The organism is Flavobacterium sp. 5 (assembly GCF_002813295.1).
Classification (GTDB): Bacteria; Bacteroidota; Bacteroidia; order Flavobacteriales; family Flavobacteriaceae; genus Flavobacterium.
In genome coordinates, this window is sequence record NZ_PHUE01000001.1 from 4,851,152 (window position 1) to 4,868,597 (window position 17,446).

General features: G+C 32.4%; 10 protein-coding genes. All 10 read right to left on the bottom strand.

The window, feature by feature from the left end; translation table 11 throughout:
• Positions 1-131: 131 nt before the first annotated feature.
• On the bottom strand, positions 132-776 hold the full coding sequence (gene pdxH, locus CLU82_RS20285) for a pyridoxamine 5'-phosphate oxidase (RefSeq protein ID WP_100844814.1): 645 nt from the start codon (positions 774-776) through the stop codon (positions 132-134).
• A 30-nt stretch (positions 777-806) separates the two neighbouring features.
• Positions 807-1,712 (bottom strand): ribonuclease Z, encoded by a 906-nt coding sequence (locus CLU82_RS20290; RefSeq protein ID WP_100844815.1) that lies wholly within the window; start codon positions 1,710-1,712, stop codon positions 807-809.
• Between the two features lie 60 nt (positions 1,713-1,772).
• Entirely contained in the window at positions 1,773-2,105 is a 333-nt protein-coding gene (locus tag CLU82_RS20295) for a ribonuclease Z (RefSeq protein ID WP_100844816.1), read from the bottom strand.
• Between the two features lie 9 nt (positions 2,106-2,114).
• The gene (locus tag CLU82_RS20300) at positions 2,115-3,041 is read right to left on the bottom strand and encodes an aspartate carbamoyltransferase catalytic subunit (RefSeq protein WP_100844817.1); all 927 of its coding nucleotides are present in this window, start codon (positions 3,039-3,041) and stop codon (positions 2,115-2,117) included.
• A gap of 71 nt (positions 3,042-3,112) precedes the next feature.
• Positions 3,113-3,652: a bifunctional pyr operon transcriptional regulator/uracil phosphoribosyltransferase PyrR gene (gene pyrR / locus CLU82_RS20305; RefSeq protein ID WP_100844818.1), complete on the bottom strand. Its 540-nt coding sequence runs from the start codon at positions 3,650-3,652 to the stop codon at positions 3,113-3,115.
• A gap of 463 nt (positions 3,653-4,115) precedes the next feature.
• Positions 4,116-5,735, bottom strand: a complete 1,620-nt coding sequence (locus tag CLU82_RS20310; RefSeq protein ID WP_100844819.1) for an ABC-F family ATP-binding cassette domain-containing protein — start codon at positions 5,733-5,735, stop codon at positions 4,116-4,118.
• Between the two features lie 110 nt (positions 5,736-5,845).
• Positions 5,846-6,934 carry a glycoside hydrolase family 18 protein gene (locus tag CLU82_RS20315; RefSeq protein WP_100844820.1) on the bottom strand — a complete coding sequence of 363 codons (1,089 nt, stop codon included), beginning with the start codon at positions 6,932-6,934 and terminating at the stop codon, positions 5,846-5,848.
• Positions 6,935-7,179: 245 nt separating this feature from the next.
• Positions 7,180-12,681 carry a glycosyl hydrolase family 18 protein gene (locus CLU82_RS20320; RefSeq protein WP_232735283.1) on the bottom strand — a complete coding sequence of 1,834 codons (5,502 nt, stop codon included), beginning with the start codon at positions 12,679-12,681 and terminating at the stop codon, positions 7,180-7,182.
• 486 nt (positions 12,682-13,167) lie between these two features.
• The gene (locus tag CLU82_RS20325) at positions 13,168-15,234 is read right to left on the bottom strand and encodes a beta-N-acetylhexosaminidase (protein ID WP_100844821.1); all 2,067 of its coding nucleotides are present in this window, start codon (positions 15,232-15,234) and stop codon (positions 13,168-13,170) included.
• A 116-nt stretch (positions 15,235-15,350) separates the two neighbouring features.
• Entirely contained in the window at positions 15,351-17,288 is a 1,938-nt protein-coding gene (gene nagB, locus CLU82_RS20330; RefSeq protein WP_100844822.1) for a glucosamine-6-phosphate deaminase, read from the bottom strand.
• Positions 17,289-17,446 lie beyond the last annotated feature (158 nt).

Here is a 17,446-nt window from a genome sequence, read left to right on the forward strand (position 1 = left end):
CAGATTGTGGGGCAAACTCCTTTAACATTAGGACATTAATTCGTTTCCAAATAAAGTCACAATTCTTTAAAGCACAAAATAAAACCGATGAACTACATACAAATAAATAAACAAAATGTATTTTTCTTATATTAAGGAGCTAAACGAGAAATTTTCCACGAATAATCATCCTCTAATTTATATCGAATACGATCATGCAAACGATTAGGTCTTCCTTGCCAAAACTCAACTTCTAATGGAGTTACCAAAAAACCACCCCAATGTTCAGGTCGGAGTATTTCTTTACCTTCAAAATCTTTTTCTAATTGTTTCAAATTCTCTTCAAGATAAGTTCTAGAAGGAACAACCTCACTTTGATTTGAAACTATTGCTCCTAGTTTACTACCATCTGGTCTGGAATCAAAGTAACCATCAGAATTATTTTCAGAAGTTTTCTGGGCAACACCTTTTATAATTACCTGACGTTCTAGACTTTCCCAAAAAAAAGAAAGACAAACATTTGGATTATTACCAATAGCTCTCCCCTTTTCAGAATTATAATTAGTATAAAAAGTAAATCCTTCTTCATTAAATTTTTTCAATAAAACAACTCGTGATTTAGGAAAACCATCCAATCCAATTGTAGAAACTGTCATAGCATTAACTTCACCACTTCCTTCAAAATTTTCGACCTCATGAAACCATCTATTGAAAAGATTTATTGGATCTTCTGGGATTGAAGATTCTAATAATTCACTTTTTTCATATGATTTTCTATAATTGCTTAAATCACTCATTTCAATTCGTTTTATTTAAAAATAAATATTCTAAAACTCAAAACTTTTACCATCCTCCGCTAATAATACTTCTTTAAAAATAGTTTCCGCTTCCTTTTTAAAAAAATTAATACTATCATAACGAGTAGAATAATGCCCTAAAATTAATTGCTGTACATTCGCTTTCAAAGCAATTCTTGCAGCTTCTTTAGCAGTAGAATGCATTGTTTTTAAAGCCAAATTTTCTTCAGAATCTAAAAATGTAGATTCATGATACAATACAGAAACATTTTCGATTATTGGAATTATATCTTCATTGTATTTGGTGTCTGAACAAAAAGCATAACTCAAAGGGGGATCAGGATCAAAACTTAATTTACTATTCTCAATAACCCTACCATCTTCAAGAGTGATGTCTTTTCCATTTTTGATATTCTGATAATAACAGGATTCTATTTCAAAATTTTGAACTGCATTCAAATCTAGCTTGCGCTCTCCAATTTTTTCCTGAAATAAAAACCCATTGGTATAAACACGATGTTTTAATGGAATTGTCTTTACAACTACTTTATTGTCTTCAAAAACAATTTCACTTTCCTTAGATTCTAATTCATGAAAAAACAATTGATAATTAGTCCATGAATTAGACAATTTTAATTGCAGATCGATTATTTCTTTTATTCCTTTTGGACCATAAATATGCAAATCATTTGTTCTTCCCAAAAGGGCAAAAGTAGATATTAAACCTATTAAGCCAAAAAAATGATCACCATGCAAATGAGAAATAAACACATGATTAATCTTAGAAAATTTTAATTTGTTTTTACGCAACTGAACTTGAGTCCCTTCGCCACAATCAATTAAAAAAAGTCTATTCTTAATTTCTAAAACCTGAGAAGTAGGATTCGTTAAAGTACGCGGAGTAGCGGCATAACAGCCTAGAATGGTGAGTTTCAATTTTTAGTTTATTTTGTTAATCATTAAAGGTTAAATCATCAGAAAAACAATTAACCAATCTTAAAATCCTAAATCTCTTTCAATTTCATCCATTTCAATTAAATCCTGAGCTTCCAATTGAGTAGGCACAACAATGATAGATTGAGGAATTTTATTAAAATCAATATCCTCAACAACCAAGACTAATGATTTTTTTGCTTTTTTATGTTTTTTAGATAAATCTGAAAAAATTTTAATAGACTTCACATCAACTGATGTATCATGTGAAATATCTAAAATAAGATTATGTTCTTTAAAGCTGCTGTATTGATTGTTTATCTTTTCCAAAAACTCTACAACATCCCCCTCAGTATCTTTAATTATGATGGTATGACCTTTAGTAGTAACTTTCATAGTCGATGTTTATTGAATTTTTGAAGCCAAAAGATAGATAACTGCCATTCTAATAGCAACACCATTCTCCACTTGATTTAAAATTACCGATTGTTGAGAGTCGGCTACGTCACTCGTAATTTCAACACCACGATTTATTGGTCCTGGATGCATAATTACAATTTCTTTATCTAAAGAATCCAATAATGCTTTATCTACTCCATACTGCTGAGCATACTCTCTGGTTGATGGAAAAAAATTAACATCCATTCTTTCATTTTGAACCCTTAACATATTGGCTACATCACACCATTCAAGTGCTTTACGTAAATTAGGCTCAACTGTTACTCCAAGTGATTCGATATGTCTTGGAATAAGTGTTTTAGGACCACAAACTTTAACTTCGGCACCTTGCATTTGCAAAGCATATATATTAGAAAGTGCAACTCTTGAATGTAATATGTCTCCAACAATCACTACTTTTTTTCCTGCTACATCTCCTAATTTTTCTCTAATAGAATAACTATCTAACAAAGCTTGAGTTGGATGTTCATGAGCACCATCTCCTGCATTAACAATACTTGCTTTAACATTTTTAGACAAAAAATATGCTGCTCCCGGATTTGAATGTCGCATTACAACCATGTCAACTTTCATCGAAAGAATATTATTTACAGTATCAATTAATGTTTCTCCTTTTTTTACAGAAGACTGTGCTGCTGAAAAACTAATAACATCAGCTGATAGTCTTTTTTGAGCTAATTCGAATGATAACTTGGTACGGGTACTGTTTTCAAAAAAAATATTAGCAATTGTAATATCGCGTAATGAAGGTACTTTCTTTATAGGTCGATTAATAACTTCCTTAAAATGATCGGCAGTTTCAAAAATCAGGTTGATATCATTTTCATTAATATATTTAATACCTAATAAATGATTTACACTTAATTCGCTCATTATAATTTATTTTTTTAGCTTTTTATAATTATTAATAGGGGCAATTTGGGTCTTCTTATTGATGCTAAAATCTAATTGGTTACTAAATAGACACCGTCTTCTCCATCTTGCTCAACCCAACAAACTTTTACTTTTTCACCATTTATAGCATCTACCTGACGGCCACGGAAATCGGGTTGAATAGGCAAATCTCTACTAAATCGCCTATCGATTAATGTCAGTAATTCTATTCCGGAAGGCCTTCCAAAAGATTGAATTGCTGTTAAAGCCGCACGTATACTTCGTCCAGTGTACAGTACATCATCAATAAAAATGACTTTTTTATCTTCTACCAAAAAATCAATTTGTGTTTTATTTGCTTCCAAAGGTTTATTAGTTCTGCGGAAATCGTCTCTAAAAAAAGTAATATCTAAATATCCTAAAGCAATATTGGGTATCTGATATTCGTTTTCCAATAACTCTTTCAATCGTTCTGCTAAAAATGTCCCTCTGGGTTGGATTCCAATTAATACTGTATCTGAAAAGTCAAGATGTTTTTCAATTAATTGACAAGCCAAACGGTTCAAAATAATATTGACTTCCTTTGAATTGAGTAACACTTTTTGATTCATACGTAGTAATTATTTGTTTTTAAAAGATTACGGCAATAGTATCATTTTAAAAATGCCCTATTTGATTATACATTTTTAAAACATCCGTAGGTTTGGTTAAGCAAATATACAAATCCGTTTTAGGATTTATTCATTAATAGTCTTTAAAAAATTGAAATGATACAATAATTTTATTTAATTCTATAAATCTCTAACAAGGTTAACCAACTAATTTTGGTATAAATAAACTAAATCAAATACAATGAAAAATATAATAAACAGAATTTTGGTACTTTGCTTAGTACTATTTTCATTTACGAGTTGCGAAGCTATTGGAGACATCTTTAAAGCTGGTATGGGCTTCGGAATTTTTATCGTCATCACTATTATTGCTGTAATTATTTATGTCATTAGCAAGATGCTTGGCAAAAAATAAACATAAAAAAATCCCGCTATTTTCATAACGGGATTTTTTATATTTCAATTATAGATTGTACATCTTCTTTCTTTGTTCCTGAATTTTTTCATCATCCAAATATTCATCAAAAGTCATGTAACGGTCAATAACTCCATTTGGTGTTAACTCTACTACTCTATTACCAACAGTTTGTGCAAACTCGTGGTCATGTGTTGTAAAAATAATAGATCCTTTATAGTTTTTTAATGAATTATTAAAAGCCGTAATAGACTCCAAATCCAAGTGGTTAGTTGGCTCATCCAACATCAAAATATTAGCACGTTCCATCATCATTCTTGACAACATACAACGAACTTTCTCTCCTCCAGACAACACTCTACTTGTTTTTAAAGCCTCTTCTCCTGAGAAAATCATTTTTCCAAGGAAACCTCTAATAAAAACTTCATCACGTTCTTCTTCAGTTTTTGCCCATTGGCGTAACCAATCCACCAATGTTAAATCATTTTCAAAAAAGGAATGATTTTCTGCTGGCAAATAGGCTTGATTTGTTGTAATTCCCCAATCAAATTCTCCAGAGTCAGCTTTTTGATTATTATTTAAAATTTCATAAAAAGCAGTTGTAGCACGTGAATCTTTTGAAAAAAGAACGATTTTATCGCCTTTCGCCATATTCAAATCAACTCCTTTAAATAAAACCTCTCCATCAATAGAAGCGCTTAAGTTTTGAACATTCAGAATTTGATCTCCCGCTTCGCGATCCTGATCAAAAATGATAGCAGGATAACGACGGCTAGAAGGCTTAATTTCTGAAATATTTAATTTAGAAATCATTTTTTTACGAGAAGTAGCTTGCTTAGACTTCGCCACATTCGCAGAAAAACGACGAATAAATTCTTCTAATTCCTGTTTCTTTTCTTCAGCTTTTTTGTTTTGTTGCGCACGTTGTTTCGCAGCTAATTGGCTTGATTCATACCAAAAAGTATAATTTCCTGAATAATGGTTAATTTTACTAAAATCAATATCCGAGATATGTGTACAAACAGCATCTAAAAAGTGACGGTCATGAGATACTACTATTACTGTATTTTCATAGTTAGCTAAGAAATTTTCTAACCAAGAAATAGTTTCAAAATCCAAATCATTCGTAGGCTCATCCATTATTAAAACATCAGGATTTCCAAATAAAGCTTGCGCTAAAAGCACACGAACTTTAATTTTTCCTTCCAAATCCCCCATCAAAGTATAATGATCACTTTCGTTGATTCCTAAATTGGATAACATTGAAGCAGCGTCAGAATCTGCATTCCACCCATTCATTTCTTCAAATTGCACTTGAAGCTCCCCTATTCTATCCGCATTTTTATCATTATAATCAAGGTAAAGCGCATCCATTTCTGCCTTAACAGCGTATAGAACTTTATTTCCCATCAATACGGTTTCCAAAACAGTATGCTCATCAAACATATTGTGATTTTGGTTTAAAACCGACATACGTTTACCTGGTTCCAAATGAATATGTCCCGAAGTAGGATCCATATCACCTGCTATTATTTTAAGAAAAGTAGATTTTCCAGCACCATTGGCTCCAATAACTCCGTAAATATTTCCGTGTGTGAAAGTTGTATTTACTTCGTCGAACAAAATTCGCTTGCCAAATTGTACTGATAAATTATTGACTGTTAACATGAATGTCTTTTTATTAAAATTTTGTGCAAAAGTACAAAAAATAATGGTATTTATTATTCAAAAAAAAAACCTGATAAAATTATCAGGTTCAAAATATTTCAAAAAAGTATTTACTTAGATTTCTTTATTTCATCAATTGTATCAAGCATTCCGTTTTGTTTTTTGTCTAAAGTAAGCTCCCAAAACATAATACCTCCTAATTTCTTTTTTATGAGATAATTTGTTTTCTCTTTTACAGAAGCAATATCATCTCCTGTTGCAAATAACTTTTCTTTTTCATTGTACCAATAAGGAGCTTTAGCTTTTTCATCCCAATAATAACTCCATCCTTTTTCTTTTACAAAAGTAGTTTCATAATCTTTAAAATCAATCCCGTTTGTAGCCACACCAGACTGATACAATCCATTATTTACATTAGCAACCTCTTTCCAAACTCGGGTATAAAAAGCGGCACCAATAACAAGTTTTTTAGCTGGAATACCTAGCTTTAATAAATATTCTACGGCACGATTTGTTGATTCTTCTGAAGTATTTGTACTAAATAAAGGAGTATGGTGCCCTGTAACTTTAGAATATCCATTTACCAAATCGTAACTCATAATATTTACACGATTTACCAATGGCATCACTTTTTCCCACTCGATTGATTCATCTAAATATTTCTGAAAACCTCCTGCAGCAAAACTGAGTTCGTTTTTCGTTCCTAATTCTTTACGTAGTGAAATTACAAGTTCAGTGAAATTTTTCTTATCAGCCATTTGATATAAATGACCCGGATACCCTTCGATTGCTGGATATTCCCAATCTAAATCTAAGCCATCACATTTAAAATAAGCATTAATATCTTTAACTGACTTCGCAAAAATCGCTCTTTTTTCTGCAACAGCGAAAACGGCTGAACAGGGTTCACATCCACTCCATCCACCTAGAGATAACATAATTTTTAACTTAGGATTCTTATCTTTTAAAGATACAAGATGCTTAATCGCTGTCGAATCTTTAGCATTTTCAACATTTAATTTTCCGTCTTTCAGATGACAAAAACTAAAAATAATATGTGTTAATTTTGAAACATCAAATTCATCTATTTGCTTATCATCACCCATATAATAAGCGATAACCGATAAATCCTTTTTATTTTGCCCAGAAATAAATAAAGGAATTAGAAAAAATAAAAAATATAATTTAAAGCTTTTCATTTAATTATAATTAAAAGATTAATACTCAATACAAATATCATAAAATTAAAATTGCATTAAAAAAAACCTGGTAACGAATTACCAGGTTCATAATACTCCATTTTAGGTAAAAACCAATTTACAAATTACCTAAACTCTCAGCATTTATTCGAAATAAAAAACTAGATTAAAATACAAATAACCAAACTCAATTTTAACCGTTCTATTTTTCTATTTCTAAATTATCCATTCATTGTTATTAAAACTTAATTTAAAAAGTTCATTACTTTGAATGATTTTTTGCTTCCCATTTTATCAGTTACTACAACAATAAATAATTGTTTCGTTAAGAAATTTTGGTTTTGAAGCACTACTTCTTTATTATTTTGAATATTCTTATAGCTTACTAAAGATTGTCCAATTGTATTGAATACATCAACCTGAGCAATATCTACTATTTCATTGGTAACTGATAAAGCGTCATTTTTAAAGTAAACTACTGTACTATTACTCTTCGCTTCAATTTTGTCAAGCGACACTACTTTGGACGTTCCTTGAGTTGCAAAATAATTAGCATACGCTTTAGATAATTCAGATGAATTACCACAAGAAGATGCATCCCAGTTTACAGACCAAGTCATTAAACCTCTTAAAGAAGGATATGGTCCGCCTGGCTGCATAGTATATGTTCTTCCTGAAAAAGTGTTTCCGTTTCTTAAGTAATCCATAGCACTAATTCCTTCTGCCGGCGTTAAATAACCGCTACCTGCTGCACTTGGGCAAGCGGGTAATGCAATAAGAACTTTTGAGGCCGGTAAACCATCAAAATGCATTCCTGTTGTACCAATGTTATACCCTTTTATCACCATATCCGTTAGGGCAGTTACCATGTTTGCTTTCTTAGCTGAACCATAATATTGACCATCCAATCCGTTTTCTCCTCCTGTATTATACAATTGTACGGCTAACAAATCCAAATCATTACGTAAGTTTTGAATAATTGGCAGGAATGAACCGAAGGTATCAGTATAGGTTGAATATCCTCCTTGTACATATTGTGTTTCCGGAGCAGCAGTTAATAAAAATCCTGGGCCATAGTACGCTTTTAATTCTTTGCAGGCATCTACTATGTTTTTTAATCTTGGATAAGCAGAAATACCTGTATAAGAAATATCTCTTAAACCTCCTGCATTAAAATTCATCGATCCACCTTCAAAATCCAAATCAACTCCATCAAATTGATACTCGTCAATAATTGCTTTCAGACCATTAACAAAAGTATTTTTTTGAGCTACATTGTCTAAAACAACATGACCATTTTGACCTCCAATAGAAACAATAACAGGAACGCCGCTATCTCTTAAGGATTTAATATCATTTTTCAACAATTGCTTATTGAAAACGCCATTGGTTAGATATCTTGTGTCATTTGTAGTTAATACTGGTGTATAACCATCGCGATTAACGGTTTCTACGAAAGAATAATCAACTACGTTAAACTTACTTCCCACCATTTGATTAAAATATAAAAATGGAGCACCAGCGTTTTCCCAAGAGTGTGCATATCCTAAAATAATTTTAGATGGAAGCGCGATGAATCTATTGGTGCTCGGCGGAGCAATTTTAATTGTATTGTTTAATGTAGTTACAGCAGATTTATTATCGGTTGCTTTGATTACAACCGGATAATCCTGATAAGCAGATGGTGTAAAATTATACGTATAGGTATTATTTGCACCTGCTGTCATATTGAATGTACCTCCATTTATTGTAATACTAACACCCGAAACCGTTCCGTCACTATCAACAGCTGTAACCGAAATTGGCACAACTTGAAAAGAACTTTGATTTACAGTAGTATTTGACGGTGAATTCCAAGTAATTACAGGCAATTGATTTGGACAGTTTGCACCTGAACAATTTAATGTAAAACTATATGTTTTTGCATCTGTCGTTCCGTTTGAAGCAGTAGCCGTAACAGTTAATGTATGACTAAGCGAAAACTGATTTGCAACTGGTGTCCAAATCGCTGTATAAGTTCCTGATGAATTGGTAGCGCTCAAATTTTGTCCATCTAAACTAAATACAACAGATGAGATTGTAGTGGCATCAGTAGCACTTAATCCAACACTTGCAACAAAATTAATTGCTGATCCTAAATTTATAGCAATCGCCGAAGCTGTTGGCGCTGTAATGGCAACCACTGGTTTAGTCACAACAGCCGTTTGTGTATTAAAATTATAAACTTGTGGCGTTGTTGGCACTGCAAAGTTTGCCAAATTTGATGGTAAATAAGTTACGTCACCGTTTTCCCAAGCATTCAATTTTAAACTTGTAACGATAGAATAACCTAGTACAACTGAATTATCATAACTAAAATTTCCTTGTGCATCTGTTGTTGCAAAAACACTTTTCCATCCATGAGTACTATCAACCCAAGGTAAAATCAATTCTACTTTTGCACCAGAAACTGGAGTTGTCCCATTTTTAACAGTTCCGCTAATTAAATTTCCGCTCACAACATTCTGAGTAAAGTTTAAAGTTTTATTAGAATTAATTGCAGAATAGGTTGTAGAAGCAGGACTAAAATTTAATCCTGTTTTAGCAGCACTAACAACATAGTCTGATCCAGCAACTAAATTTGCAACCGTATAATTTCCTGAAGCATCTGATGTAGCTGTTAAAGTTGTTGTTCCTGAACTTGCTGAAACTGTTACACCTGAAACTGTATTTGTTCCATTTTTAGTTGTCCCACTTACCGTATAATAAACAGGATTAACAACTGTTTGTGTAAAATTCAATGTTTTATTTGAACTAATAGCAGTACAAACTGTTGAAGCCGGGGTAAATGTCACGCCAGTTTTAGCAGCTGTTACTGTATAATTAGAACCTGCAATCAAATTTGCAACGCTATAATTTCCTGAAGCATCTGAGGTAGATGTCAATGTTGTAGTTCCTGAAACCGCCGAAACTGTTACACCCGAAACTGGAGTTGTTCCGTTTAGAACTGTTCCGCTTACTGTATAATATGTAGGATTAACAACAGTTTGACTAAAATTCAATGTTTTGTTTGAACTTATCGCATTATAAACTGTTGATACCGGAGTAAAAGTAACTCCTGTTTTTGCAACAATTACCGTATAATTTGATCCCGAAACTAAATTTACAACACTATAATTACCACTTGCATCTGAAGTCGCTGTTAATGTTGTAGCTCCACTAACTGCCGAAATTGTTGCTCCTGAAACTGGAGTTGCTCCGTTTAAAACTGTCCCGTTTACCGTATAATATACTGGAGTAACAACACTTGTATTAAAATCATAAACTGTTGAATTTGTAGGAACTGCAAAGTTTGCCAGATTTGATGGTAAATAAACCACATCTCCATTTTCCCAAGCATTTAATTTTAAACTTGCAATAGTAGTATATCCAGCTGTAAGAGCATTTTCAAAGCTGTATTTTCCTTGTGCATCAGTAATAGCAATCTTGCTTACGTATGGATGTGTATTATCCATCCAATTTAAAATCAATTCTACTTTTGCACCAGCAACAGGATTAGCACCGTTCTTAACTGTTCCGCTAATTTTACTTGATGGAGGCACAACGACATCCTGAGTAAAGTTGAGTGTTTTATTGGCTATAAGATTGGTATACACGGTTGAAATCGGTGTAAACGACTTTCCTGCCGAAGCAGCAGTAACTGTATAATTTCCGCCTGACGGTACACTAATTGAGTAAGCTCCGCTGGCATTTGTAACTCCTGTTAAATTTCCTCCTGTAGCAGCCGCTGTAACGGTAACTCCTGCAACTGGAGTTGTGCTGTTTAAAACAGTTCCTGTAATTGTATAGTAAACAATTGGCGCAGTTTGAGTGAAATTAAGTGTTTTATTCGAGCTTATCGCGTTATAAACTGTTGAAACCGGTAAATAAGAAAAACCAGATTTTGCAGCTGTTACTGTAAAGTTTAGTCCCGCTGTTAAACCAGCAACGCTATAAACACCACTTGCATTAGAAACTCCTGTCAAAGTTGTTGTTCCTGTGGTAGCCGAAACTGTTACGCCAACCACTGGTATAGTTCCGTCCAAAATAGTTCCGCTTACTGTATATAAAGGTTGTGTTCCCTGAATAACAACAGCTGTTTGGTTAACCGTAACATTGGTTAGATTTACCGGAATAAAAGTATACCCTCCTTTTAGAGCTGTAAGAGAATAATTTTGTCCTGAAGGCAAATTATTAAAAGTAAAACTACCCGTAGTAGAAACAACAGTTGCTAAAACATTATTACTTCCGTCTCTTAATTCTACTGTAACATCTGGAACCAAAGCTGCTCCGTTTTTTACAGATCCTGCGATCGTTACAGATCCTGGTAAAACGCTTCCGAAAGAAGTATCAACCTGATTTAATAAAGCATTTGGAATAGAACCTCTAGTATCTTGAGATAATTCCCAAACCATACCTCCGGCAAGATTTCTTGATTTGATATACTGTACTTTTAAATCCATCGATTGTTTATCCTCATAACTTATAAACTGTTTTAAAGTAGCATTGTATAAATAAGGAACTTTAGTTGTATTATCAAAATATCTAACCCATCCTGCAGCTGCTGCAGTTGGAGTAACTAACATTGTATTTGGATCTAAATAAGGATGTGAATTTGTAACTGGATTTCCAACTAAATCACAAATTTCGATACTTCCAGATTTTTCGCATGCAGCAGAACCATCCCAAGTTCCTGTAGGATTTTGTGGATTGGTACATCCTGAAACTACATCTCTTGGTGCAGAAACAAATAATCCATTAGTTGAATTGGTAGTAACATGATCGAACTTTTTTCCATAAAAAGGCAATCCCATGATTAATTTATTCGCAGGAAAACCAACAACATTCAAATATTGATTGGTTAATTCATCAAGTGATTCTGATTGAGTTACACCATATAAAGGATCGTTTGAATTACCACTTGCATATAAAGGGGCATTATAGCATGTTTTATCATACCAATTACCACCAAAATCATATCCAAAGTAAGTGATGTAATCACAATAAGTAGAAATGTCTTCTGTCATTCCGTATTGTGATCTATTGCTTGGGCCTAAATATTGTGAGGCTACTTTTCTAACGTTGTTTCCAGCCGCAATAGAGATTAATTTATTTGGCATTGCCTGACGCATTGCTTTTAATAAATACACTAAATTTTTATTATCATCAGGGCTGTACTTTTGTGGAGGAATTGGTGATCCATTAATAACTTCTGTACCATCTGTTCCTCCAGAAAGAGGATATTCCCAGTCAATATCAAATCCATCAATAAACGGATAAGTAGTAATGAACTTTGCCATATCTGCAGCTAAAGCAGCTCTTGCTACAGAACTTGCAGCAATTGGAGATAAATCTTGACCTTTTGTCCATCCTCCAACAGAAATTAAAACTTTTAAATGAGGATACTTTTCTTTTAACTTCATCAAGTCATAAAAGTTTCCTTTTACTGGAGCATCCCAAGGAATTCCTCCTTCCATGTGCTCAAAATCAGCATAGGAATCTAAGCATAGTAACTTTGTATTCTCAGGATGAGCAGGATCGAAAGTCGTCCCATAAAAAGAATAATTTAAATGCGTCAATTTACTTCCATCTATCTTAGGAATGTTAAAGTCCCGGGCATAAATGGACCATTGCGCATAATACCCTACTACTTTCTTACCGTGAGCTGGTTGGGCTACCACTAGTAATGGAAAGAGTACCATAATCAGTAATCTGAAATAATTTTTCATAGTTAATAAATATTTGATTAAAAAAATAAATATTCTAATTACAACACCTTACATACTAAAAGAAGCATATAAATACTATAATCAGGATTCAACAAATTGCAAATAGAAAACATTGAATTCGCTGGAAATTAAATTGTTTAACATCTATAAATATTACTATTACTGATTTCCGCCATAATCATTAGCTAATAGCATGATTTATGTATAATTTTTTAAAAATTAGCATTAAACACAAGAAGATAAATTTGGGGACAATTCATCACTCTAAAAATTCGCTTTTTTGTTTCTGTTTCTTATTAAAATTGGTTTTTAAAATGTTATTAAATATTTATGTTGTTTATTCTCACTATCAAACACAAGTCTGAAAAACTGTGTTAATTTTTTTAATTTTGCAAAAATTTATCTCTACCAGATTTTTGGTAGAGATATTTTTTTAAACAACTAAACCAAATTCAGTTTAGTAAATACTAATTCAAAAACAAAACTTTATAATAATCTCTTTAAGCCAGCATAAACTGCTAACTCAACATCTGCATATTCTTTTGTATTGCAATCCTCAATTAATTTTTTTAAATCATCTGATTTTAAAGTTGATTTATTATCCAAAACAAGTAATAATTCCTGTGATACATCATTTAATCTTTTTGATAATGGCAAAAGTGGTTGAACAAGTGGAGCATTATTACTCAAAACATTTAATTCTGAATTCATTTTAATCCATTTATTTAAATAACTAAATACAACTAATTTATTTACAAGTGATTTATTAGATAAATAATTAGAAACTGCTTGATTAAATAGTATCGCATCTGAAGCATCTGGAGTACACACATCAGCAAATAATGTCAATGGAGAATACATTTTATATTCAGTGCCTTCACTATTTCTTGAATAGCCCTTTAATGGTTCGCAAACATTAGATAAATCGAGTAAAGCCTCACTTCTTTGATTATTACTAATGTTTCTCAACAGGCCTTCTTTACTTTTTAAATGTGTCAACCCTAATTCTTCCAATCTAAAAGAAATTGTATTTAATCTTTTGCGTAAACTAGTCAAATCCGTAACACTTTCATTAGACCATAACCTTTCAGCAATAGCTGCAGTTCTTGGCCAAATCCGAGAATCAATTGTCGCAGGAGTTGCCAATTCAGTCCACATAGGAGCTTCTCCACCTAATATTCTTGCTTTTTCCTCATCAGTCAATGCTATATTTTTTGGCATTGGATCTACAGTATAATGATTTTCAACTCCATAAACTAAATCAATATAATACCCATTAGACAAAACGGTTTTATATCCGCCTTTTACAGCATTAACTAATGATTGACCAGCTGGAACACCTTCATTAGCACCTTTCCAAGAATGTATTATGGCATCTTTGGACATGTTTTTAGTCATAATTTCTTCCCAACCCATTAAGACTTTATTATGCTTTTTAAGCATTGGAACCAATTGCATCGTAAAATAAGTTTGCAATTCATGGTTATTAGCTAAATTATGCTTCTTTTTGAATTCTTGTATTTTAGGATTTGAATCCCAGTCTTTCCCTTCATTTTCATCACCCCCTATATGAAAAAATTTCCCAGGAAAGAGTGGACAAACTTCATCAAAAATAGAACTTAACAACTCGTATGTTTTAGGATTCGAAGGATCAAGTGTAGGTGTAAAAATCCCAGCGTTTCTTTCTACATCATACTTTTGTATTTGTTTGAATTGCTGCCCTTTTTCACCATTCCCAACATTCAAAATTTCAACTTTACTGCCAATTTCTGGATAAGCAGTCAAAATAGCAGACGCATGACCAGGAACGTCAATTTCTGGAACTACTAAAATTCCTCTATCAGCTGCATATTTTATAATATTTTTAATTTCTTCTTGTGTATAATAGTTTCCATCAGACGCCATTTCAATTAACTTCGAATGCTTTTTCATTTCGATTCTCCAACCTTGATCATCTACCAAGTGCCAGTGAAAAACATTCATTTTTACAGCTGCCATTCCATCTAAATTGCGTTTAATAACATCAACAGGCATAAAATGTCTAGCACCATCAATCATTAAACCTCTCCAAGTGAATCTTGGAAAATCTGAAATTTTTGAAACTGGAAAATAAAAAGAACTACTATTGTTTTGTAAAAGTTGTAACAGCGTTTCCAAACCATGCAAAGCACCAATATCGGTAGTAGCATTTATAGTAATCTTGCTTGTTGTCACATCCAGTAAATAACTTTCATCCTCATATAGTTCAATTTTACCACTGCGTACACAATTAATTTGCAATTGAGCATCAGGAACTTCATTTAAACCAGTTATAAATCCTTGGTTAAAAAACTTCCCAGTTCTTCCATCTAATCTTCTCAAAAAATTAGTCGCACCTACAAATATTCTTGCGTTTGGAGTTCCAGTAATATTTACTTTAAAATCCTTACTCACAATAAAATAACCTTCACTGAGGTTGATATTTTGAGGCCAAGGCATAATATCCAATTGCTCTTTAGTAACTTGAGCTGAAGAAATAATAGAAACGAATAAAAAAAACAGAATGTATTTCATTTTAATAGAAGAAAGTATATTAATAAAAGAAATGTGAATTAGTGCTAAACCCAAGTTTTAAAGTCATAAAAAACTAAAAGTCTAGCACCTATTAACACAAAACAAAAAATATGGTATTAGTACTCAAAACGTTTAAAAGCTTCTATAGCTTCATATTCGGCCAAACCTAAGTCATCGTATAATTTGGCAGTATTTTTATTTCTATCCTCTGCTCTTACCCAAAATTCTCTAGAGTCATTACCTTGAAACATTACTCTATCTTTTTGAGACTGATGATACAGAATAGCTTGTCTTTTCAATAACACTTCATCTGGACTTAATGGAACCGCCATATCAATTTCATGAATGTCCCATTCGTGCCAAGCGCCTCTGTATAACCACAACCAACAATCATTCATAAATGGTTTAGATTTTAATGCTTTCATGGCTGCAAAAATGGCATTCAAACATACTTCATGAGTACCATGTGGATCAGCAAGATCTCCAGCTGCAAATACCTGATGTGGCTTAATTTTCTCTATAATTTCTTTAACTATAGCGATATCTTCTGGCCCTAATGGTTTCTTTTGAACCATTCCTGTTTCATAAAAAGGCATATCCAAAAAATGAGTATTTTCATCCTTTAACCCGATATATCTTGTAGCAGCATACGATTCACGTCTTCTTATCAAGCCTTTTAATTTACGAACCTCTAAAGTGTCACTTTGCCCAATTGGTTTTGAATTAATGGAATCAATTACTGATTGAAAATTAATTCCTGATTTATTATTTTCAACAAAATCATTACATACTTCAGCAAATTTTAACGCCTCATCATCAGTAACTGCAATATTCCCAGAAGTTTGATATACTACATGTACATCGTGACCCTGCTTAATTAACTTTGCAAAAGTTCCCCCCATAGAAATGACATCATCATCAGGATGTGGACTAAAAAGAATTATTCTTTTTTTAGATGGATTAGCTCTTTCTGGTCGGAAAGAATCATCTGTATTTGGTTTTCCCCCTGGCCATCCAGTTATAGTATGTTGCAATACATTGAACATATTAATATTCAGATCATAAGATGAACTACCTGCTGCTAATAAATCAGACATTCCATTATTATTGTAATCTCTATCAGTTAATTTTAAAATCGACTGATTAGTATGCTGACAAAGCCAAACAATAGCTTTACTTTTTAATTCAGGTGTCCAAATACACTCCCCTACTAACCAAGGTGTTTCTAAACGAGTCAATTCTGAAGCAGCTCCTTGGTCTAAAATAAAAGTAGTGTTATTATGATTTTGCAAAAAAGTAGCAGGTACTTCAGAGCTAATATCACCTTGAATAGTTCTTTTTATAATAGAGGCTTTATTTTGCCCCCAAGCCATCAAAACAATTCTTTTGGATCTAAGAATTGTTGAAACTCCCATAGTGATTGCCTTTTTAGGAACATTACCGATTCCATTAAAATCACCTGAAGCATCTACTTTGGTAATATGATCCAAGGTAATAATTCTAGTACCTGAGTTTATGTGTGATCCTGGCTCATTAAAACCTACATGCCCAGTACGACCAATTCCTAGTAATTGAAAATCTAATCCACCAGCATTTTTAATATTCATTTCATAATCAACACAAAATTGATTTAAGTCTTCTAATTCAACAGTTCCGTCAGGAATATTAACATTTTCGGGTCTGATATCAACATGATTAAAAAGATGCTGATGCATGAAATAATGATAACTCTGATTGCTTTCCTTTGGCATCGGATAGTATTCATCTAAGTTAAAAGTAACAACATTGTCAAAACTTAAACCTTCTTCTTTGTGCATACGCACCAATTCTTGATATACTTTTATAGGAGATGAGCCTGTTGCTAAACCTAACACACATTTTTTATTCTTTTCTTGTTTAGAACGAATTAAATCCGCAATCTCTTGAGCAACGATAATTGAAGCATCTATCGAATTTTTAAAAATTACGTTGTGAATCTTTTCAAAACGGGTGTCTTCAAACTGACCTGCTTTTTTGAAGCTTATGTCATTACCTAAGTTTGATGTAGTTCTCATGTTGTTTGTATTATATATTTTATGTTGTATAATAAGTTTTGCTATTAAACTTATATTTAATGATTTAATTTAAATACAGATATACATATTCTTCCGTTTTAAATTAAATTCTGCTTTTGCATTCGTAACAAAACTATATGCGTTTTGCTTATATATAA

Coding starts and splice junctions, on each gene's coding strand:
- CLU82_RS20295 (WP_100844816.1), bottom strand. CDS start 2,105: ATGAAAGTTACTACTAAAGGTCATACCATCATAATTAAAGATACTGAG.
- CLU82_RS20325 (WP_100844821.1), bottom strand. CDS start 15,234: ATGAAATACATTCTGTTTTTTTTATTCGTTTCTATTATTTCTTCAGCT.
- CLU82_RS20300 (WP_100844817.1), bottom strand. CDS start 3,041: ATGAGCGAATTAAGTGTAAATCATTTATTAGGTATTAAATATATTAAT.
- CLU82_RS20315 (WP_100844820.1), bottom strand. CDS start 6,934: ATGAAAAGCTTTAAATTATATTTTTTATTTTTTCTAATTCCTTTATTT.
- nagB (WP_100844822.1), bottom strand. CDS start 17,288: ATGAGAACTACATCAAACTTAGGTAATGACATAAGCTTCAAAAAAGCA.
- pdxH (WP_100844814.1), bottom strand. CDS start 776: ATGAGTGATTTAAGCAATTATAGAAAATCATATGAAAAAAGTGAATTA.
- CLU82_RS20320 (WP_232735283.1), bottom strand. CDS start 12,681: ATGAAAAATTATTTCAGATTACTGATTATGGTACTCTTTCCATTACTA.
- pyrR (WP_100844818.1), bottom strand. CDS start 3,652: ATGAATCAAAAAGTGTTACTCAATTCAAAGGAAGTCAATATTATTTTG.
- CLU82_RS20310 (WP_100844819.1), bottom strand. CDS start 5,735: ATGTTAACAGTCAATAATTTATCAGTACAATTTGGCAAGCGAATTTTG.